Annotated in this window: 19 protein-coding genes; 6 read left to right on the forward strand and 13 right to left on the reverse strand. The window is 43.6% G+C overall.

The features are described from left to right. The first annotated feature begins 16 nt into the window (after nt 1–16). Nucleotides 17–1393 carry a UDP-N-acetylmuramoyl-tripeptide--D-alanyl-D-alanine ligase gene (locus tag G4407_RS11540; protein ID WP_173689003.1) on the forward strand — a complete coding sequence of 459 codons (1377 nt, stop codon included), beginning with the start codon at nt 17–19 and terminating at the stop codon, nt 1391–1393. 12 nt (nt 1394–1405) lie between these two features. Then, entirely contained in the window at nt 1406–2218 is an 813-nt protein-coding gene (locus G4407_RS11545; protein ID WP_173689004.1) for a Cof-type HAD-IIB family hydrolase, read from the forward strand. 96 nt (nt 2219–2314) lie between these two features. On the opposite strand, the gene spoVG is transcribed toward G4407_RS11545, so the two are convergent. The 3 genes from spoVG to G4407_RS11560 all read right to left on the reverse strand — a co-directional run bounded on the left by spoVG (nt 2315) and on the right by G4407_RS11560 (nt 5098). Continuing rightward, on the reverse strand, nt 2315–2602 hold the full coding sequence (gene spoVG / locus G4407_RS11550) for a septation regulator SpoVG (protein ID WP_008368997.1): 288 nt from the start codon (nt 2600–2602) through the stop codon (nt 2315–2317). Nucleotides 2603–2708: 106 nt separating this feature from the next. Beyond that, nucleotides 2709–3827: a glucose-1-phosphate adenylyltransferase subunit GlgD gene (glgD, locus tag G4407_RS11555; RefSeq protein ID WP_173689005.1), complete on the reverse strand. Its 1119-nt coding sequence runs from the start codon at nt 3825–3827 to the stop codon at nt 2709–2711. Beyond that, nucleotides 3824–5098, reverse strand: coding sequence for a glucose-1-phosphate adenylyltransferase (locus tag G4407_RS11560; RefSeq protein ID WP_173689006.1), 1275 nt, complete (start codon nt 5096–5098; stop codon nt 3824–3826). The genes glgD and G4407_RS11560 overlap by 4 nt, the downstream gene beginning before the upstream one ends. 210 nt (nt 5099–5308) lie before the next feature. On the opposite strand from G4407_RS11560, the gene murC reads away from it, so the two are divergent. From murC to G4407_RS11580, 4 genes are all read left to right on the forward strand, one after another. Beyond that, nucleotides 5309–6688 carry a UDP-N-acetylmuramate--L-alanine ligase gene (gene murC, locus G4407_RS11565; RefSeq protein ID WP_173689007.1) on the forward strand — a complete coding sequence of 460 codons (1380 nt, stop codon included), beginning with the start codon at nt 5309–5311 and terminating at the stop codon, nt 6686–6688. Nucleotides 6689–6809: 121 nt separating this feature from the next. Then, nucleotides 6810–7910 (forward strand): DnaD domain protein, encoded by a 1101-nt coding sequence (locus tag G4407_RS11570; protein WP_173689008.1) that lies wholly within the window; start codon nt 6810–6812, stop codon nt 7908–7910. Between the two features lie 14 nt (nt 7911–7924). Then, entirely contained in the window at nt 7925–8920 is a 996-nt protein-coding gene (locus G4407_RS11575; protein ID WP_173689009.1) for an ATP-binding protein, read from the forward strand. Then, a complete protein-coding gene (locus G4407_RS11580; protein ID WP_173689010.1) occupies nt 8920–10107 on the forward strand; it encodes a ribose-phosphate pyrophosphokinase in 1188 nt (395 codons plus the stop codon). Before G4407_RS11575 ends, G4407_RS11580 begins: the two co-directional genes overlap by 1 nt. 69 nt (nt 10108–10176) lie before the next feature. Here the strand turns inward: G4407_RS11580 and G4407_RS11585 are convergent, their stop codons facing one another. The 10 genes from G4407_RS11585 to vanR form a co-directional block, all read right to left on the reverse strand. Continuing rightward, nucleotides 10177–12168, reverse strand: a complete 1992-nt coding sequence (locus G4407_RS11585) for a glycoside hydrolase family 31 protein (RefSeq protein ID WP_173689011.1) — start codon at nt 12166–12168, stop codon at nt 10177–10179. An 11-nt stretch (nt 12169–12179) separates the two neighbouring features. Further along, nucleotides 12180–13853, reverse strand: coding sequence for a glycoside hydrolase family 13 protein (locus G4407_RS11590; RefSeq protein ID WP_173689012.1), 1674 nt, complete (start codon nt 13851–13853; stop codon nt 12180–12182). A 31-nt stretch (nt 13854–13884) separates the two neighbouring features. Then, a complete protein-coding gene (locus G4407_RS11595) occupies nt 13885–14727 on the reverse strand; it encodes a carbohydrate ABC transporter permease (RefSeq protein ID WP_173689013.1) in 843 nt (280 codons plus the stop codon). Beyond that, a complete protein-coding gene (locus tag G4407_RS11600; RefSeq protein ID WP_173689014.1) occupies nt 14724–15611 on the reverse strand; it encodes a carbohydrate ABC transporter permease in 888 nt (295 codons plus the stop codon). The genes G4407_RS11595 and G4407_RS11600 overlap by 4 nt, the downstream gene beginning before the upstream one ends. Nucleotides 15612–15627: 16 nt before the next feature. Further along, on the reverse strand, nt 15628–16905 hold the full coding sequence (locus G4407_RS11605) for an ABC transporter substrate-binding protein (protein WP_173689015.1): 1278 nt from the start codon (nt 16903–16905) through the stop codon (nt 15628–15630). Between the two features lie 257 nt (nt 16906–17162). Then, entirely contained in the window at nt 17163–18170 is a 1008-nt protein-coding gene (locus tag G4407_RS11610; RefSeq protein ID WP_173689016.1) for a LacI family DNA-binding transcriptional regulator, read from the reverse strand. A 19-nt stretch (nt 18171–18189) separates the two neighbouring features. Beyond that, nucleotides 18190–19743 (reverse strand): ATP-binding protein, encoded by a 1554-nt coding sequence (locus G4407_RS11615; protein ID WP_173689017.1) that lies wholly within the window; start codon nt 19741–19743, stop codon nt 18190–18192. Next, nucleotides 19740–20801 (reverse strand): metallophosphoesterase family protein, encoded by a 1062-nt coding sequence (locus tag G4407_RS11620; RefSeq protein WP_173689018.1) that lies wholly within the window; start codon nt 20799–20801, stop codon nt 19740–19742. The genes G4407_RS11615 and G4407_RS11620 overlap by 4 nt, the downstream gene beginning before the upstream one ends. Continuing rightward, the gene (locus tag G4407_RS11625; RefSeq protein WP_173689019.1) at nt 20707–21936 is read right to left on the reverse strand and encodes a sensor histidine kinase; all 1230 of its coding nucleotides are present in this window, start codon (nt 21934–21936) and stop codon (nt 20707–20709) included. The genes G4407_RS11620 and G4407_RS11625 overlap by 95 nt, the downstream gene beginning before the upstream one ends. Further along, nucleotides 21926–22615 carry a VanR-ABDEGLN family response regulator transcription factor gene (vanR, locus tag G4407_RS11630; RefSeq protein ID WP_173689020.1) on the reverse strand — a complete coding sequence of 230 codons (690 nt, stop codon included), beginning with the start codon at nt 22613–22615 and terminating at the stop codon, nt 21926–21928. Before vanR ends, G4407_RS11625 begins: the two co-directional genes overlap by 11 nt. Nucleotides 22616–22628 lie beyond the last annotated feature (13 nt).

Raw genomic sequence — 22628 nt, forward strand, 5'->3', positions numbered from 1 at the left:
AAAAGAGGTATTACCGATGAAAAATATGACATTAAAAAATATAACCGCTGCCTGCCATGGAACCTTCCATGGCGACAGCAGTTTTCTTGAAAAAGAGATTACCGGCGTTGCAATCGACAGCCGGAAAGCAGCACCGGGATTTCTTTTTGTTCCACTCAAAGGAGCCCGCGTAGACGGCCACACCTTTATCCCGCAGGTTATGGAACAGGGCGCACTTGCTACTCTTACAGAAGAAGATCCTTCTTCCCTTACCTGTCCCTGCATTCATGTAGAATCCTGCGAAAAAGCACTTCGTGATATCGCAGCGTTTTACCGCATGCAGCTTGACATCAAGGTTGTCGGCATCACCGGAAGTGTCGGAAAAACCAGCACCAAAGAGACAATTGCCTCTGTCCTTTCCCAGAAATACAATGTTCTTAAGACAGAGGGAAACTTTAACAACGGAATCGGACTTCCGCTTACCATCTTCAATCTTACCGAAGAACATGAAGTTGCTGTCCTGGAGATGGGAATTGACCATTTCGGAGAGATGCATGAACTTGCATCCATCAGCCAGCCGGATATCTGTGTAATCACCAACATCGGTCTTGCACACATGGAAAATCTCGGAAGCCGCGACGGAATCTTAAAAGCCAAAACCGAAGTTTTTGATCATCTGCGTCCAAATGCTTCTGTCATCTTAAACGGAGATGACGACAAACTTTCTACGGTCACAGAGGTACAGGGGAAAAAACCTGTTTTCTTCGGCCTTTCAGACAGTCTGGATGCCTATGCAGATGAGATTGTAAGCCAGGGGCTTCGCGGAACTGACGCTGTGCTTCACCTTCCACTCGGAGAAATCAACGTACATATTCCGGTGCCGGGAAACCACATGGTCTACAATGCTCTCGCCGGAGCATGTGTTGGCATGAAACTCGGCCTTACTCTGGATGAAATCCGGTCAGGAATCACTTCCCTGAAGACGATTGCCGGACGTACCAATCTCATTGACACAGGATCGCTTCTGATCATCGACGATTGTTATAATGCCAATCCGGTTTCCATGAAATCTTCTCTGGATGTACTTTCCACCGCAACAGGAAGAACCGTAGCTGTAATGGGCGATATGTTTGAGCTTGGTGATAAGGAAAATGAACTTCACTATAATACCGGCGCACATGCTGCCGAGATCGGCATTGATGTGATCTGCTGTATCGGAGAACTTTCCCACCACGCATACGAGGGTGCAAAAGCCTGTGCAAAGAACAGCTCCATACTTTATTTTAAAACCAAACAGGATTTCCTGGATAAGATCCGGAACGTTGTCAAAAAAGATGACACCATTTTGGTCAAAGCTTCCCACGGTATGGAATTTCCTGAGATCATCGAAGTACTCAGACAAATGCAGTTTTAAGAGAGGTTTACCATGAAATATCAGTTACTCGTTCTTGATCTGGACGGAACACTTACCAACTCCAGGAAAGAAATCACTCCACCAACGTTAAAGGCTCTGATCGAGATCCAGGAAGCCGGGAAAAAAGTTGTTCTTGCAAGCGGTCGCCCTACATACGGCGTACTTCCTCTTGCAGAGCAGCTCCATCTGGAGCGTTACGGAAGCTATATCCTATCCTTCAACGGAGCACGGATCACTGACTGCCGCACCGGCCAGGTCATTTACAACAAAACACTTCCGCAGGACGTGATCCCGGATATCTACCGGATTGCTTCCAACTACCCGGTTGATATTCTGGCTTATGAGGATGGACGGCTTCTGTCCGGATTTACCCCGACAAAATATTCCGAATTAGAATCCCGGATCAACCATTTACCAATTGTACAAATTGATAATTTCTGTGAGAAAGTATCCACATTTCCAAACAATAAATTTCTCCTGACCGGAGAACCAGCTATGATCGCTGCTGCTAAAGAGGAAATGTCCGCTCATTTCCATGGTTATATCGATGTTTACTGTTCGGATCCATTTTTCCTCGAAATCGTTCCAAAGAATGTAGACAAAGCCGCTTCTCTTCTGAAGCTTCTTACCAGCATCGGTCTGACTGCTGATGAAATGATCTGCTGCGGTGACGGATACAACGACCTGACTATGATCGAAACCGCAGGTCTTGGAGTGGCAATGGAAAATGCACAGCCACTGGTCCGTGAAAAAGCAGATTTTATCACAAAATCAAATGATGATGACGGAATTCTCTATGTGATCGATCAGTTTATGCGCGATTGACCGTCGTAGAAATATCATTTCTCAAAATATAAAAATCCCGGAGAACTGGTTTTACTTCCAGTCTCCGGGATTTTTGTTTTCAGTATTTTTCTGTACTTAGATTTCTGCAGTTTCCGCGTCGTCAGTCTCTTCCAGTACTTCCGCATACTTGTCCAGAATGATCTTCTGGATTCTGTCTCTTGTACCGGAATTGATTGGATGCGCAATATCACGATATTCCCCATCCAGTGCTCTCTTACTCGGCATTGCAATGAAAAGTCCTTTTTCCCCTTCAATGACTTTAATATCGTGAACAACAAATTCTTCGTCCATTGTAATTGATACTACTGCCTTTAATTTTCCTTCTTTTGCTACTTTGCGCACGCGTACATCTGTAATCTGCATAACTTTCTAGCCCCTTTCTCCAGTAACGCACATACCGGTCCGCTCCTTTTCCTTTATTTGACCGGCATGCCTTCTGATCCGGACTCTTATAAGTCCCCCTCAGTTTTTATAATGCGTACCTTTCGTTCTTTTCTATTACTACTTTCACGCCATCTTCACCAACATGCCGTGTATTGGCACGGATCGTATCCCTGCTCTCTACAATACAGTTCTCAATGTAAGTATTGTCCCCAAGATACACATCATTTAAAATAATTGAGTTTTTGATCACACAATTATTTCCAACAAACACTTTTTTGAACAGAACTGAGTTCTCAACAGTTCCGTTGATAATGCTTCCGCTTGCCACAAGGCTGTTCTTAACGACCGCACCCGGATTATATTTTGCCGGAGGCAGATCTGTCACCTTGGAATAAATACTTGGAAGCTGCTTAAAGAAATAGTTCCGGACTTCCGGTTTGAGGAAATCCATGTTTGTCTTATAATAGGCATCGACTGTGGAAATATTGCTCCAGTAGTCTTTTATCTTATAACCGTATATCTTTTTCAGATTCTTGTATCTGATCAGGATATCCGTTACAAAATCATATCTGTCTTCCTCAGCTGAATGCTCGATCAGATCGATCAGCTGACGTCTGCGGATGATATAGATTCCTGTGGAAATCGTGTTGGAATTTGCCACCATCGGTTTTTCCTCAAATTCTTCGATCCGCATATTCTCATTCATCTTCAGGATGCCAAAACGGGTTGCATCCTCGCCCGGATCCAGATCCCGGCATACCACGGTGATATCTGCTTTCTTTGCAATGTGGTATTCCAGTACTTTGTTATAATCCATCTTATAAACCGCATCTCCGGATGTGATGATCACATAAGGTTCATGGCACCTCTTCAGGAAATCCAGGTTCTGATAGATCGCATCTGCCGTTCCACGATACCAGTAGCCATTGTCTGCGGTGATCGTCGGTGTAAATACATAAAGACCACCCTGCTTACGTCCGAAATCCCACCACTTGGAAGAATTCAGATGTTCATTCAGTGAACGTGCATTATACTGGGTAAGCACTGCCACTTTCTGAATGTGCGAATTGGACATATTGCTGAGTGCAAAATCAATTGCCCGGTAGCTTCCTGCGATCGGCATCGCTGCCACTGCACGCCTCTGTGTAAGCTCCCGCATCTTGTTGTTGTTACCGCCTGCTAAAATGATTCCAACTGCTCTCATGATCTGTCACCCGCCTTTATCAATACTCCGCCGCTTTCAAGAGCACCCTGTATATAATCCTCCTTCACGGTAATACCGCTGATCGCAGTATTCTTTCCAATCTGTACTCCTGCAGGAATCACAGAATTCTCACCGATCGTGACCAGTCCGGAATTGTAGATATCAGACCTGAGCTTGTTCGGTGCTTCATTGCCGATTCCAAGGGTTACATTATCTCCAACCTTAACATTCTCCGCAATGATCGCCTTATCAATTACGCAGTCATTTCCAATCGCAACATCCTGCATGATGATCGAATCCCGGATCACGCAGCCTTGTCCAACAACAACACCTGCGCCGATCACACAGTTATGTATCTCGCCGTATATCTCAGCTCCGTCGCCAATAATGCTTCTGTCGATCACAGCTTCTTTTGAAATATACTGTGGCGGTATGATTGAATTATTCGTATAAATTTTCCAGAATTCCTCATAAAGATTAAATTCAGGAATAATGTCGATCAGCTCCATATTGGCTTCCCAGTAAGAACTTAATGTACCGACATCCTTCCAGTAGCCGTTATATTCATATGCAAAAAGTCTCTGCTTCTTTTCATGACAGTACGGAATGATATGTTTACCGAAATCACATCCCGGCTGATCTTTCATCTTGATCAGTGCCTCTTTGAGCACCGGCCAGCTGAAAATATAAATTCCCATGGAAGCGAGATTGCTCCGCGGATTCGCCGGCTTCTCTTCAAACTCGGTGATCCTCTTGTCTTCGTCGGTAATTACGATTCCGAAACGACTTGCTTCTTCGATCGGAACCGGCATTGCCGCGATCGTCACATCTGCATGGTTCTCCTTGTGGAAATCCAGCATAACTTCGTAATCCATCTTGTAAATATGATCTCCTGACAAGATCAGTACATAATCCGGATTAAACGTCTCCATATACTCCAGATTCTGATAAATTGCATTCGCCGTTCCTGTATACCATTCGCTGCTTGTACTCTTCTCATACGGCGGAAGAATTGACACCCCTCCGATATTCCGGTCCAGATCCCACGGAATACCAATTCCAATATGTGTATTAAGCCTGAGTGGTTGATACTGGGTCAGGACACCGACTGTATCGATCCCTGAATTGATACAGTTACTCAGCGGGAAATCAATGATCCTGTATTTACCGCCGAATGCAACAGCCGGTTTAGCAACTTTTGCAGTCAGGACGCCAAGTCTGCTGCCCTGTCCTCCTGCCAATAGCATTGCTATCATTTCCTTTTTTATCATGTCTTCACCCCTTCTCAGTAATTCTGGTTTTTTCATTATAACATATTACATGCATATAGTGAACATATTTTACAAAAATATTTCCGTTCACCCATCTTTTTTATAGAAATATCACAAAAAGAAAAGGTTTGGTTTTTGACCTATCTATGTTATAATTATGCACGTAAGTCAAATACTATGAAACAAATTCACAGAACAGGAAGTGTCATTATGTATAAAATTGATTTTAATCAGCCTTGCCATATCCACTTCATCGGAATTGGCGGCATCAGTATGAGCGGACTCGCTGAGATCCTTCTTGAAGAAGGCTTCACAGTATCCGGATCCGATAACAAAGAATCGGCACTTACGGATCATCTGTCTCAGAATGGTGCAACCGTATTTTACGGTCAGAAAGCTTCCAATATTATAGACGGTATCGACCTTGTAGTTTATACCGCAGCAATCCACGAAGACAACGAAGAATTTGCAGAAGCAAAGCGTCAGAATCTTCCGATGTTATCCAGAGCAGAATTACTCGGTCAGCTTATGACTAACTATAAGACACCGGTTGCTATATCCGGTACACACGGTAAGACAACCACAACCTCTATGCTTTCTCATATCGCTCTTGCAGCAGACCTGGATCCGACAATCTCTGTCGGCGGTATCCTGAAAGCGATCGAAGGCAATATCCGTGTCGGCGGACCTGACCTTTTTATTACGGAAGCATGCGAATATACCAACAGTTTCCTGCACTTTTTCCCGAAAATCGGTATTATTCTGAATGTGGATGCGGATCACCTGGACTTTTTTAAAGACCTGGACGATATCCGTAATTCTTTCCACCTTTTTGCTAAGCTTCTTCCGGAAAACGGAACGCTCGTCATCAACGGAGATATTGATAAGATTGAAGAGATCACCTCCGATCTTTCCTGTCGTGTTATCACTTTTGGCAAAGAAGCTTCCCTGGATTACAGTGCAGCCAATATTACTTATAACGAACAGGGCAATGCCTCTTTCGATGTCGTAAAAGACGGACAGAATGTTGCACATCTCGCTCTTGCAGTCGGCGGTGAGCACAACGTATATAACGCACTTGCGGCAATCGCAGTTGCCGATATTCTCGGTGTTCCTGCGGAGACGATCCAGACAGGTCTTGCTTCCTTCCACGGAACAGACCGCCGTTTTGAATACAAAGGTGAAGTCGGCGGAGTGACCATCATTGATGATTACGCACACCATCCGACAGAGATCGCAGCAACTCTGAAAAGTGCTGCACATTATCCACATAAAAAACTGTGGTGTATTTTCCAGCCACATACTTATACCCGTACAAAAGCATTATTCTCAGAATTTGCTGAAGCACTCGCACATGCAGACCATGTAATCCTTGCTGACATCTATGCAGCGCGTGAGACAGATACTTTAGGCATCTCTTCTGCACAGCTTGCAGATGCAGTCAAAGAACATGGATGTGACGCAACTTATCTGCCAAGCTTTGCAGCCATCGAAGAGTTCGTCACCACCCACTGTCAGCCTGGTGATCTTCTGATCACAATGGGGGCCGGAGATGTTGTAAATATCGGAGAAGACCTGTTAAAAGCTTGATTTTCTCCAATATCTGCGAAATTTTATCTGTAATAGCAAAAATTTCCGTCAGAAAATTCTTTTTTACGATCTGGGATGATGTTATAATGAACAAAGTCAGAAAAGAAAGGAAGCGGAAATTATGAGTGCACTTATTTTGCGCAATCATTCCCATAACAATATAACGATCGTGGAGAATGATTTTATCGATCATTATATGGTATCTGCGAACGGAGAATATGTAAAAGTCTATCTTCTTCTTCTCCGCTATCAGAATATCCCGGATCAGCTTCCGGCTATCCCGCAGATGGCAGACCTTCTGGAGAATACCGAAGGCGATATCCTGCGCGCACTCAAATACTGGGAAAAAGAAGGGATTCTTTCTCTCGAATATAACGAAGCAAACGAACTTACCGGAATCTGTCTCGGCGGATCTGCTGCAAGGAAAACTCCTGCAAAAGCAGCTTTTCATACGCCTTCTGCACAGTCGGTTTCTGTTCACGAAAAATCTTCGGTCAGGCAAAATAACGGAAATGCCCCTGTTTCAGATCAGACTGCGGATCAGAATCTTCCTGCATCAAGACGTTCTCTTGCTGCAAGAAGAGAATTGAAACAGATTCTTTTTATTGCTGAACAGTATCTCGGCAAAACCTTAACCCGTACCGATGTTGATGCGATTACCTACTTTTATGATTCCCTTGGTTTTTCCGCAGACCTGATCGAGTATCTGATCGAATACTGTGTGGAGAACGGACATAAGAGCATGCATTACATTCAGAAAGTAGCACTTTCATGGGCAGATGAACATATTACAACCGTCGATCAGGCACGTAATTCCTCTGCATTTTACAACAAAACCTGCTATTCTATCCTGAATGCATTTGGCATCAAAGGGCGGGGACCTGCATCTGCCGAACTGGATTATATCCGCAAATGGCTGGAGGATGGGAATTTCGAGCTGGATCTCATTCTGGAAGCATGCAACCGCACCATCAGTGCGATCCACCAGCCAAGTTTTGAATATACTGACAAGATTCTCGAAAACTGGAAGACGGGCAACGTTCGTACACTGGCAGATGTTGAGCGTCTTGATTCTGCCTTTGAGCAGGAAAAAGACCGGAGGAAAACTCCTTCGGGGCAAAACCGTACACCTTCTGCCCAGCAGCCTTCCAAATTCCGTAATTTTGAAGAACGTTCTTACAATATGGACGAGCTTACCAAAGAATTATTACGCAGTAACTAAGAAAGGGGAACACTGTGCCGTTAACCAATTCACAATACAATGCGCTGATGCGCGTATATGAAGAAAAAAGAGCGAAGAGCCGCGACCTCGCGAATTTTCACTACGAGCGTGCCTGCCAGAAGGTTCCGGAGCTTGCATCGATTGATGCCTCTATTTCTTCTGCCAGCCTTGACCAGGCGAAAAAGCTGCTCGCAGGCGATGACACTGCCCTCGCTTCTTTGAAGGAAGAGATCCGGTCTCTTTCGGACAGACGCCGCCGACTCCTTTCCGACGCCGGATTCCCGGAAGACTATCTGGAACAGCATTTTGAATGTCCGGACTGTCAGGATACCGGCTATGTCGGCACGAAAAAGTGCCATTGCTTTTTAAAAGCGATCATTGATCTGTTCTACACCCAGTCCAACTTAAAAGGGCTTCTCGAACAGGAAAATTTTGAACATTTTAATTTTGATTATTATTCATCCAATTATAGAGACCGGCTTTCCGGTCAGAATTCCCGCGAGCTTGCAACGCGGGCTTATCAGGAATGTATGAATTTCATCCACAATTTTGATACCGAACATGGTAATCTGCTTCTTTTTGGGAATACTGGTATCGGGAAGACATTTCTCAGCCACTGTATCGCAAAAGAAGTGATGGATTCTCTGCATTCCGTCCTTTACCTGACTGCCTCTGAATTTTTCGATGCGCTCCTTGAAAAAGCGCTGAACCGGAACGATGAGAGCTGTCTTTTATATGAGCAGATCCACCTCTGTGACCTGCTGATCATTGATGACCTGGGAACCGAACGCAATACAGACTTTGTCGTTTCTCAGCTTTTTGTGTGTTTAAATGATCGGATCCTGAACAGGAAATCCACAATCATTTCTACTAATCTTACTCTGGAGGAAATCAAGACGAACTATACGGAACGTACATTTTCCCGGATAAGCAACCATTATAAGATACTTCGCCTTGCCGGTGATGATATCCGCATCCAAAAGAAACTTATGTACAGGGAGGAACACTGATGTTACATCGAAGTGAACGAATTCTGGATAATATTCCAGTTGGCTCTCTCGGCATTATTGCCGTAGACGGCTGTGAAGAGATGGGAAATAAAGTCAATGACTATCTCGTAAAATGGAGAAAGGAAGAGACTCGTTTCCAGAAAGACAATCTTGTTTTCAACGGCTACGAAAAGCCAAACTATCTGATTGACGCAAAAGTACCGCGTTTCGGATCAGGTGAAGCAAAAGGTATTATCAATGAGTCTGTACGTGGAAAAGACCTCTATCTGATGGTTGATGTCTGCAATTACAGCCTGACTTATTCACTCAGCGGCAATACCAACCATATGTCACCGGACGACCATTTCCAGAACCTGAAGCGTGTCATCGCTGCTGTAGGTGGAAAAGCACGTCGTCTCAACATCATCATGCCATTCCTTTATGAAAGCCGCCAGCACAAGAGAAGCGGTCGTGAATCACTGGACTGCGCACTGGCTCTGCAGGAACTGGTACGCATGGGTGTAGATAACATCATCACTTTTGATGCCCATGACCCACGTGTACAGAATGCTATCCCGTTAAGCGGATTTGAAACCATCCGTCCTACCTACCAGTTCGTAAAAGGACTGTTAAAGCATGTACCGGATCTTCAGATCGACGCCGACCATATGATGGCGATCAGCCCGGATGAAGGTGCAACCGGACGTGCAATCTACTTTGCCAACGTACTCGGTCTTGATATGGGTATGTTCTACAAACGTCGTGACTATACAACCATCGTAGACGGACGTAACCCGATCGTAGCCCACGAATTCCTTGGATCTTCTGTAGAAGGCAAAGACGTGATCATCCTTGATGATATGATTTCTTCAGGTGACAGTATCCTTGACGTTGCCCGCCAGCTCAAGATGCGTAAAGCAAAACGCATCTACGCTGCTGCAACCTTCGGACTTTTCACAAATGGTATGGAAAAATTTGACCAGGCTTACGAAGAAGGACTGATCAACGGAATCCTCACAACAAACCTGATCTATCAGACACCGGAGCTGCTCAGCCGCCCTTACTACATCAACTGCGACATGAGCAAATACATCGCACTGGTGATCGATACACTGAATCATGATGCTTCTATCAGCAGTATCCTTGATCCAAGTGAACGTATCCAGAATGTAGTTGAGAAATATAAAAAAGGGGAAGCGATCGACTAACTATAATACAAAAAATACTGCCTGAATATCATTTTCTGATATTCAGGCAGTATTTTTTACTTTTAAACATTAATTTGTGAATACTCGGTAATTTTCTTTCTTATCGTAATCTTTGCGGATTCCATCATCCTCATACATGGTATAACTGCTGTTCTCATATCCAATAAGCTGCAGATGTTCGGTATCAATATCTTTCACACACTCTGCCGCTTCTGCAACCGGGATACATTTACCATTTCGAATGAAGAGCGGTACTTCATTTAGTGCCACATCTACATAATGAATACCTTTTTCAAGAATCTCTTCGGAAATGCTTCCATCCGGCAGGAACTTGATAAATTTCATTTCTTCCGGCAGATAAACATAACGTCCCCTTGCGTTCTGCTCGTAAACCGGAGCGATCATGATCTCGTTTCCGAGCATCAGCTGATCCTCTACTCGGATTGCTCTCTTGTCATCCGGATAAACGAACCCTAATGGCTTAAAATACATATCATCACTCAGCGCAGCTTTCATGTACTCGCTGTACAGATACGGCACAAGACGGTATCTGGTGTTAATGACAGCACGGAAATCCTCAATTCTTTCAAATTGATAGCATTCCTGCTCTCTGGTTCCCGTCGCCGAATGATTACGCATCAGTGGTGTAAATACACCAAGCGCAAGAAAACGAAGCAGCAATTCTCTTGTTGTATCGGCGCCAAAACCTCCAAGGTCAGCGCCTGTATACAAGAAACCACACATATTCAGAGACGGCAGCATCTTCAGGTTAAGAAGGATATGCGACCACCAGGATTTATTATCTCCGGTCCAGATTCCTCCATAACGATGCATTCCGATGTAAGAGGATCTGGAAAACATCAGAAAACGTTTTTCCGGGTCAATGCGTTCAAACGCTTCTCCTGCTGCTCTTGTCATATTGTAGCCAAAAAGATTATGTACTTTGTCATGACGGATCTTTTTGCCTTCCACATTGTGATAAAATCTTTTATAGTCTTCCGGATCATTCGCAATACTGAGCATCTTGTCCTGCATTTCCCAAGGATGGATCTTGCCTTCGGTATCCTTTGCAAACTCTCCGGCAAGTTCTTTTGCCTCTGCAAGGCCTTCGGAAGAATAAAAGATCGCAGGCTCATTCATATCATTCCAGAAACCTTCTATTCCCTGTTCGATCAGAAAACGATATTTGTCTCCGAACCATTTTCTGGCTTCCGGATTCAGCATATCCGGAAAATGGGTGTCTCCCGGCCATACAGCTGCAACAAAATCACTTCCGTCTTCTCTCTTGCAGAAATAGTTGTTTTTGACACCTTCCTCGTAAATCTCATATCCCGGCTCAACCTTGACACCGGCATCAATGATCGGAATCAGACGAATACTCTGGTCATTCATTTCCTTTACAAATTCCGGAAAATCCGGGAAATTTTCTTCACTCACTGTGAAATCTTTGAATGACTGCATATAGTCAATATCCATGTAAATCATATCGATCGGGATATGATTTTCTCGATATCCCTTTGCAACAGTACGGAAATCTTCTTTCGTCGTGTAGCCCCAGCGGCTCTGTCCGAAACCAAAGGCAAACTTCGGCGGGATATAGCTGCGCCCGATCACATGGCGGAACTGTTTTACGATATCGTAAGCATTCTCTCCTTCGATCACATAAATATCCAGATCAGCATTTTCGCAAGATACCTTGAGGGTATCCTCTCTGTCATATCCAATATCAAAGGTCAGTTTTGACGGATAATCAAAAAACAATCCAAACGTCCTCTTTCCGCTCACAACAATGAAGTTGTGGGCTCCGTACAGAGAACGCTTGTCCTCTGTGTGTACCGGATCATCTGTACAATTACTGATATAACAATATCCTCTCTTGTTGATTCCACGATTGGCTTCACCCAGACCATAGACAATATCATCTTCATCCATGATATAAGTAAAAACAAATCCTTCCTCCTGACTGACCTCTCCATATGGAAGAGGACCCTCTGTCGTTTCAATTTTTTCAGTCAGTGCTTCCGTATCAAATGGATTTCCATATCTATATTTTCTAATCATTTCTTTATCACCTAGTGTTTATAATATAATACAAATGCTTCATATGGATTCAAAATAATTTTTCCTTCAAATGCTTTTCTTCCAAGGTTTGTGATCAGACACTCTGCGCCTTTAAATTCTTCCGGCACTTCTACTTCTGCATTCTTATCACTGAAGTTGCAGACGGTCAGAAGTTTTTCCTGATCCTGTTTTCTTGTGTAAGCAAAAATCTGTTCATCCTCACGGTAAAGAGGCTCAAATTCACCATAAACAATAATGTCTTTCTCTTTGCGCAAGCGGATCAGTTTCTGATAGTAATGGAAAACAGAATCCGGATCTTCAAGCTGCTGCGCTGCATTGATCTTTTTGTAGTTCGGGTTTACTTTGATCCAAGGCTCGCCCTCTGTGAATCCGGCCTGTTCGCTGTCGTCCCACTGCATCGGAGTTCTCGCATTGTCACGGCTTCTCAGCATCAGACATTTCATCATGTGTTCCGGAGTCATAAGACCTGATTCCGTAAACTCTTCAAAGTAATTAATACTTTCAATATCACGGTAATCTTCCAGTTTGTCAAAGTAGACATTTGTCATGCCAAGCTCTTCACCCTGATATACATATGGCGTTCCCTGCATCATGTGAATACAGGTCGCCAGCATTTTTGCAGAAGTTTCTCTGTATACCGGATTGTCATTTCCAAAACGGCTGACGCTTCTCGGTTGATCATGATTACCTAAAAACAAACTGTTCCATGCCTTCCCCTGAAGTTCTTCCTGCCATTTGATCATGATATTTTTGAACTCTTTGAAGTCATATTTTGCAGTCGTCCACTTTCCATAATCTCCGCATCCACTCTCCACATGCTCGAATTGGAATACCATGTTCAATTCATTTCGGTCGTCACCCGCATATTTCTGTGCTTCTTCAATTGTAACTCCTGAGGTTTCACCAACTGTCATGATATCATATTTTGAAAGAACTTCACGATTCATTTCCTGAAGAAATTCATGGATTCTCGGTCCATGTACACAATATGGTCCAAAGTCTCCATAAAGACCGTTATTCATTTCTCCGTCCGGAAATCTCTGATCTTTGGAAATCATACTGATAACATCCATGCGGAAACCGTCAATTCCTTTTTCACACCAGAATTTCATCATGTCATAAACTTCCTGACGCACTTTTTCATTTTCCCAATTGAGATCCGGCTGTTTTTTTGAAAACAGATGCAGATAATACATCTGAGTCTGCGGATCGTATTCCCATGCAGAACCTCCGAATACTCCGCCCCAGTTATTAGGTTCTTTTCCGTTTACCGGGTCTTTCCAGATATAATAATCACGATATGGATTATCTTTTGATTTGCGGCTTTCAATAAACCAGTTATGTTCATCTGAAGTATGGTTGACTACGAGATCCATCAGAATCCTGATGGATCTTTTGTGTGCTTCACACAACAATTCTTCGTAATCCTCCATAGTTCCATATTCTTCATAAATTCTGCGGTAATCAGAAATATCGTAACCATTATCGTCCTGAGGTGATTCCAGCATCGGAGAAATCCACAACACATTTACCCCAAGTTCTTTAAGGTAATCGAGTTTCTGTATGATTCCTCTGATATCTCCCACGCCATCACCGTTACTGTCTTTAAAACTCTTGGGATATATCTGATATACTACACTTTCTTTCCACCATTTTTTCTCCATGCCAAGTCTCCTCATTTATAATTGTTTAGTATTATTTAACCGCTCCGGCAACAACACCGTTCATGATCCATTTCTGACAGAACAGATATACAACCAATACCGGAATAAGAACCAACAGATAAGAAGCAAACGCCAGGTTGTAGTCTACAGAGAATTGTTTTTTAAACACATACTGTGCAAGCTGCAAGGTCTGCTGACTCTCGTCACTTAACAGCACAAGTGGCATTGTAAAGTCATTCCATGTCCACATAAAGGAAAGAATTGCAACTGTTGCTGTAGTTGGTTTTAATATTGGAAAAATAACTTTTGTAAATATCTGAATCGGATTTGCTCCGTCAATCATTGCAGCCTCATCCAATGCTTCCGGAATAGCCTTAATAGCACCTGTGTAAAGGAATGTATTCATCGGAAGACCAAAAATAATATACAAGAATGTAATTCCGTAAATATTGTCCAGGTGGAATGTATTAGCCTGTACAACCAAAGGAAGCATAATTACCTGGAAAGGTATAAACATTGCACTGATGAAATAATAGTACATAATGGAAAAGAATTTGCTTTTTTTCCTGTTTCTTGTAATTGCATATGCTGCAAATGAGTTTGTGATCAGAGTAAAGACCAGGTTAACCACTGTAATAAATGCAGTATTAAAAAACTTTCTCGGGAAATTTGTCATTTTCCAGGCATCAACAAAATTCTGAAGTCTGAGTTTCGTCGGGAGTGCCAGAATATTATTCATGTCCGAAGGGTCTTTGATCGCAATCATCAACGCCATATACAGAGGCAGGAGAATAACCAGTACGATTCCTACGATCAGAAGAATGGTCACTGGCCAATTATAATGTTCTTTTGCTTTTACTATCTGCCTTCTCATCCTAATTTCTCCTCTCTCTTCTCAAGTATACGTAACTGGAATATAGAAATTAATACTACTACAATAAAAAGCGTAACTGCATTTGCTGACTGATAGGCGAACTGACCGCCTCCAAATCCTTTTTTATAAATCAGGACGGCAATCGATGTTGTACTGGTTCCCGGTCCTCCCTCTGTCATCGCCATGATCTGATCGTAAACCATCAGATATCCTTTGGCTGAAAGCACCATATTAATGGTAAAGGACGGTGCCAGAAGAGGAAATGTAATTTTGGTAAATCTTCGGATTCCGGTTGCGCCATCAAGGGCTGCTGCCTCATATACGTCTGTATCAATAGACTGAAGCCCTGAAATGTAGATCAATGTATTGAATGCACATCCTGTCCATACCGCAACGGCGATAATTCCCCATATTGCATGATTTGTACCAAGAATATTAGAACTTAACACCGAAATTCCAAGACTCTTTCCAAGATCCGGAATCAGATTGGCAAAAATGTAATTGAAGATAAATCCAACGATCAGGCTGCCCAGCATATAAGGCAGAAAGTAAAACGCCTTGATCGTGTTTTTGAATTTAATCTTTGCATTCAGTGCACAGGCAAGTACCAGACTGATTACGTTTACAAGGATTGTTGCAATGATCGCAAATTTGAATGTAAACAAATATGCATTCCCTGTATCGGCATCTGAAAACATATGCAGATAATTACGCAGTCCGACAAAATTCCAGTTCCCATATCCTTTCCAGTCTGTAAAACTGTACAGAACACCTCGCAGAAATGGGATCGTATGGAATACAAAAAATAATACTGCGAGGATTCCTACATAAATATAATATATTTTATTAACAGCAGGTTTTTTATGAGCTGTTTTATTTTTCATGAGATCAACTCCTCGCTTAATCTACGTTGGCAATATCATATTTTTCATCGCACTGTTTCAGGAACTGTGTTATGTTCTTCTGATTGTCCATTCCGTTAGAATAATTCAGGCACAGTTCAGAAGTAAGTGCTGAAAGATCAAATCCTGAAGGATAGTAATGATCCGGGAAGTTTGCTACTTTACCATTGGCAATATCTTCTTTGACACCTGCAACTGTTTCATTATTCTGCTCTACACCTTTGATTGCTGAAAAAGCAAACTGATCGTCAATATAAGTCTGTGCATTTTCAGGCTCCATCATAAAGGAAACAAATTCTTTTGCCATCTCTTCGTTTTCACTGCCTTCGCATACACCTAAAAGTACGTCAACACCTGATGTTACATAATTCTTCGACTCATCGTCAGATGCCGGAAGTGCGAACATATTAACATTAACGTCCGGATTAGAGTTCTTGTACTGATTGATTGCCCAGTTTCCATTGATGATCATAACTGCTTCACCATTTGCGAATTTTTTATTTCCATCATCATAAGTCAGGCCCATGAAATCGTCCTGTGCATAATCAAGAAGTGTCAGATATTTTTCTGCGATCTCTTCGTGCGTTTTTGCAAATGTTGTTTTTCCTGCTTTGCGGTCGTCTGTAAAGTTATCCGGCTGAAGATCCGGTGCTATACTGTTCCACGGGCAAAGGCTGGTCCATGCATCTTTATATGTCATAAGAAGTGGCTGCTCTCCTGCGGCTTTGATCTTGTCAAGTACAGCAATAAACTCATCCCATGTTTTCGGAACTTCAAGACCAAGTTCTTCAAACTTATCCACATTGTAGATGACACCAGATGCATTGGTTGCATATGGAATACCGTATGCTTTTTCTTCTTTGTCTTTATTTACATCGTAAACCATCTGCATGTAAGAATCCTGAATGTCTGAAACATAATCCTGGTCACTTAAATCAACCAGCATTCCTGCGCTTTCTACTTCTGTGTAGTTATTGTCACCGCCCATCATTACGATATCAGGCATATCATTCTTTGCCATTCTGGTCTTTAACACAGTGCCTGCATCTGCCGGTGCTGTAATCTTGATCGTCACATCTTCATGAGATTCATTGAATTTATCTACAAGCTGCTGAACGACTTCTTTGTTCTCTGCTTTCGTAGAAAACAATTCCAGCTCTGTTTTCCCATTTTTTGAAGAAGATTTTCCATCGGATGATCCGCATCCGGTTACGGTAGCCATACCTGCCACTAAAGTACCAACCAGTAATAAACTGACAAATTTTCTTTTTTTCATCTTTTTCCCTCCACACTGTTTTTAGTATGTCGGTTGCGCAACTCGATTAATTTTGTTAACATTTCCCCGGACACGTCTGCCCGGTTCCTTTTAGTAAGTTCATGATACCCTATTCAGCTTCGCAAAATCAATAGGTTTCTTGCGAAACTGCAAAAGGCAACAAAGTTTACTTCTTGTTTTTATACACTCTGCACAAAGACAACCAGGCCATTCCACCGGCTTGCCTGTATACATGCAAAGTCGAAAAAAAGATCCTGTCATTCCCTGACAGAATCCCTCTTCACCAGATAAACTGGATTTTTTATATTTAATTCGTCCAGTGTCTCTCCCTGGATCAATTTCATCAGACGCGTCAGCGCTACATGTGCTTTTTGCGGAACATCCTGGTGGACTGTTGTCAGCCTTGGCCGAACCATACTTGCATAGACACTGTCATCATATCCTGTAACAGAAATCTGCTCCGGAACCATGATTCCTTCGTCAAGAAAGAAATTTATCGCTTCCATCGCATTATAATCCGAGGAAAATGCAAGTGCTTTTGCTTCCAGAAAATGTGGGAGAAGTTCTCTGTATTTTCTGAGACGTAATCTTTTTTCACCCGGAATAATTATATATCGGGAACGACTGCAGAATCCACCTGGTTTTTCCATCGCCTGTTTGAATCCCATCCACCGATAGTAATCACTGTCTCTCTCCGTTTCCGCAACAAACAATGCTTTCTTATATCCACAGGAATACAGGTATTCTCCAATCTGATACCCTCCCGAATAATCATCTATACCGACATTCTGGAAGGTATAAGCGCCTTCCGGATAAGCATCGATCAGAATCATTTTTTTGTTTAATCTGCGCGAAAGATTACGATACTGCTCTTCATTGTATCCCAGGATGATCAATCCCTCTACATTCCATTTTGAGGCAATATCCACTACATTCTGAATGCTTTCACCGCCAATAAGCATAACATAATATCCATTTTCTTCCGTTTCCATCTGTATGGTTCCGATCAGTTCTCCTATAAATGGATCCTGAAGTGACTGCATACCATGTGCATAAGAAAATCCGAGTACTACACCTATAATTCTGGAACCATGACCGGAAAGCATCATGGAGCCCATATGCGGAACATAGTTCTGTTCTTTAAGAATGGCCGTGATTTTATCGATTGTTTTCTGGGAAACCCTTTTGGTTTTGCCATTTATAACATTAGATACAGTGGTACGGCTGACACCTGCCATTTCTGCAATATCCTGAAGCCGAATCATAAAATCTTCCTCCTCTTCTTTACAACATCACCTTATGATATGCGCATCCCATCTTTTCCAGCATTTCCATCTCCCGTTTCTGACAGCTGAATATAATTACCTGCCGCTTACTGCCTTTCAGCCAGCGAAGGGTCTGGATAAGTCTCCTGTCATCATAATAGCCAAATGCATCATCCAGGATCACCGGACATTCTTCCTCGTGGAGAATTTTCGTAGCCGCCATACGGATTGCAAAATAAATCTGTTCCAGGGTTCCCCGGCTTACCTGATCCATTGAGATCCTTCTTCCTTCGCTCATCAGCTGCACCTGTAGATTTTCATCCACCCACAGACGGTTATATTTTCCACCCGTGATCACCTCCATGACCTTTGATACTTCCGCGTTCATCCGGTCGCCAGTCCGGCTCTGCATTCCCGAAGCAAGCTCTGTCAGCCGCTCCATGGCGAGCTCCAGTCCCTGCCTGCGCTTCATGCGTTCCAGATCTTCACTGTTCATCTCGTCAAATTCATCGACGCGCTCCTTCAGGTTCTCATAGAGGACTTCCTTCTCATGATAAGACTCCTGTACTTTTGCAAGTCTGCCCTTCTGCATCTCATACGCCGCCTTCAGCGTATTTCCCTGCTCTTTCTCCTCACGCATTTTTGCCTTTTTTTTCTGCTTTCCATCCTTCAGATGATTCCACACATACATTCCTTCGGCAAGTGCTACCACGATCGCCACAAGACAGTTCCATGGTCTCGGGAACAGAACAAATATCACAATAAATGCTGCCAGCATGGAAAATGTTTCCAGCGGATGAATCCTCCACCCGTCAAAATATCCCGCAGCTTCTTCCTGTTTTCTTCTCTTTCTATCCTCTTTTTCCCACGCTTCCCATGCCCTGCGCTTTTCCTCACAGTCTGCCTTAAGCTGCTGTTTCTCCTGTTCCAGCTGATGCAGATCCCGCCAGACATAGGACGCTTCCAGCTCCGCCTTTTCTCTCTTTTCATCAATCTTCCGGCTCTGCTCTCGCTCTTCCTTTTCCAGTTCTTTTTTCCGCTCTTTTAAAATGGCAAGCGCACCTTCCAGATCGATCTCACTGTTCCCCGTCGCATAATAATTTGCCGCATAATTTTTCAGTTCTGCAGCCAGCGTATTGCCGGTCTGTACCCGTAACTGTCCGATAGAAACTGTATTTTCATAATCACTTTCCGTCATCCCGCCAAGCAGGATTTCCAGATCTCCATGCTCCAGAGACAGCTCTTCTCCATCATCCTCACAAAGCAGTATTCCGCCTTTGGAATACCGGTCAAAATTCCGCTCCAGCCGAAAATGCCGTCCCCCACATTCAAAACGGAGGATCCCTGCGTAATAATTCGGATTCTCCCATGGTTCATATGTGCTGAAGGTGTCGGTCGCCGCCGCACGCCCACGCTTTCTCTCCATCCCGAAAAGCATCCCTTTCAAAAAGGTATGCAGGGTTGACTTTCCCGATTCATTTTCACCATAAATGATATTGATCCCATCGGTAAGTCCGATCCGTTTATCCGTGAACCTTCCAAAATTTTTCAGGACCAGTTCTGTTATTCTCATATCTTACTCCCCTTCGCCTCCAGCATTGCCTGTACCCCTTCAGCCAGCGCAATTGCCTCTATGCTTCCCTCTTTGGCATCTGCAAGGCTTTCTATATACTGCCCCAGTAAATTGTCTGTATTCAGCGTTTTCAGCTTCTCATAGTCATATGCAGGCTTTGTCTCATCCAGGATCTCAACAATATTTCCATAAGTGTCCAGCCGTCCCGGATCGTATATGGTGTCAGGATCCCGGAAGCCCATCAGGATCATTTTATAAATATTCTGCACACCCCGCTCCTGAATGCTGCGGGCGATCTTTTCTTTCAATTCCCGCCCGGTCATATCTTTTTCCGTCTTTACTTCCATGTGCACATATTCCCTGCATGCAAACGGGACAAACTGGACCCGGGTTCTTCCTCCTTTAATCTCCCCTTTGATATAGCCGTGCTTTCCTGTGTCATTTTTGTCTGTCGGTTCCAGCGATCCGGCATAGTACATCTGGTCCTTTACCAGCTCTGCCGGGAGATGGATGTGACCAAGCGCAATATAATCATACCCCTGCTTTACCAGCTCATTTTTCCGGAACGGAATATGCTTTTCATCGCCGCCATGCACCAGAAGGATCTCGACCGGCTGTCTCTTCTGCGGTCTGACCGCATCGTACAGTGACTGCGTGATCTCCCGCTGCTCATAACTCAGTCCGTACACACAGGTTCCAATCTCTGCAAATTCCATGCATGCCGGTCTCTGCGATAAGAACATATGCACCGGACCCTGCCACGGATAATTCCGGTAATAAGATGTACTTTTCAGATAATCATGGTTGCCTGCCATCAGCACAACCTGGGTATGTGTCAGCCTGGAAAATAAATAATCCAGCTCCTTTAATTCTTTCCGGAGCGGCTGCCTGTGGAACAGGTCTCCCGCGATCAGAAGCAGATCCGTCTGCTCCTCTTCGCAGACATCTAACAGCCGTTCAAAGCTATTCCACAGTTCTTCCGGACGCTCTGTGCTGTAAGAACTTCCTGCGTCCGGCTCTGCCCCCAGATGAATGTCCGCTGTGTGTATGAATTTCATGATTTTCTACTCCTCCTTTAATTGGGAGTGTCACGATAAACCGTGTCTTTCCCTCACTGCTCTCAGCTCTGATCTGCCCCTTGTGCAGCTCAACAATTGCTTTGGCGATCGCAAGCCCAAGCCCGGCTCCCCCGGTACTGCTGGACCTTGCCGCATCCGCACGGTAAAATTTATCAAAGATCCGTTTCAGATTCTCTTCCGGGATCGTATCTCCCTCATTTTCAAAACAAATCCTGACCTGTTCTTTCTCCTTCGCCGCGCGGATCACAAGAGTACTTTTTCCCCTGCAATATGCGATGGCATTTCGAAGAATATTATCAAATACTCTGGCAAGTTTATCCGGATCTCCCTCGATCAGGATTTCCTCATCTGCCTCTACCTGACAGGTCAGTTTCTTCTCCTGCAGCACCGCATACAGTTCATCCGCAATCTGCTCCAACATCATCGTCAGATCGATTTCAACCTTTTCCAGATCGATATCCTGCAGATTGAATCTTGTGATATCAAAAAATTCCTGTAAAAGTTCTCCAAGACGGATCGCTTTTTCCAGTGAAATATGGGTATACTTCGCGCGCTCCTCCACCGACATTTCCGGGTTGGAATCCAGCATACTCAGATAAGCCACCACTGAAGTCAGCGGCGTTTTCAGATCATGTGCCAGGAAAAGCAGCATATCATTCTTCTTCTGCTCGATCTGTGCCGCCTCATCCTCCTGGCGCTTTAATGTTTCTTTGATCTCATTCAGACGATCCTCGATCGGCCGCAGCTCCGTAATCAACCGGATCGGCTGATCCGATGCGGAAATAATATTTTCAATTCCGTCCTCTACCTGTCTCAGATAGCTTGTCATCTTTGACAATGCCACATAGAAGAACAGGGAAAACAAAAGCAAAAAGCCAAGGATCATAAAGAACACCTTGTTATCCCCGATCAGCTGCCAGTACAGGCGCTTTGCTGTCTCTTCATTCATATGAAAGCTTTCCATAATACGCAAAAATCCGTTGGCAAAGCTGTCATTATATACGCCATCAATAAAATACTCCAGAATAAATCCACCTACAAGTACGGTGAGTGCCGTGACAAACACGGTCTGAAGCAGAATGCTCAGTTTTAATTTCCTGTAATTATTCTTCAATCTTATATCCCTCTCCCCATACGGTCTTTATCAGATCCGATTTACCGGTCGGTTTACTGAGTTTTTCCCGCAGATGCCTGATATGTACCATCACTGTATTGTTGCTGTTCTTCAGATACTCTTCATGCCAGACCTCTTCAAATAACTTCTGGGAACTGATCACCTTTCCGCGGTTCTCACACAGGATCCACAGGATCTCAAATTCCGTCGGTGTCAGCGGAAGAGACTGCTCATTATAAATACATTCATGGGATTCTTTATTTAACAAGAGTCCTGCAAAATCAATGATATTCTCAGAATCACTTTTCTTACCATCATTGTACTGCGTGTATCTGCGCATCTGTGCTTTCACTCTCGCTACCAGCTCCAGCGGGTTGAATGGTTTCGGAATATAGTCGTCAGCCCCCATCGTAAGCCCGGTGATCTTGTCCCGGTACTCCGTCTTCGCGGTCAGCATGATCACCGGAAATGTGTATTTCTCACGGATCTTTCTCAGAATCGTGAAACCGTCAATATCCGGCAGCATTACATCCAGGATTGCCAGATCCACATTTGTCTTCTCAATACATTCCAATGCTTCCTGCCCTGTGTAAAATTTCAAAACATGGTATTCATTTTGCAGATATAATTCTACGACATCCGCAATTTCTTTTTCATCATCTACAACTAAAATGTTCATCTATTTTCCTTTC

Source organism: Allocoprococcus comes, from assembly GCF_013300725.1.
Classification (GTDB): Bacteria; Bacillota; Clostridia; order Lachnospirales; family Lachnospiraceae; genus Allocoprococcus; species Allocoprococcus comes_A.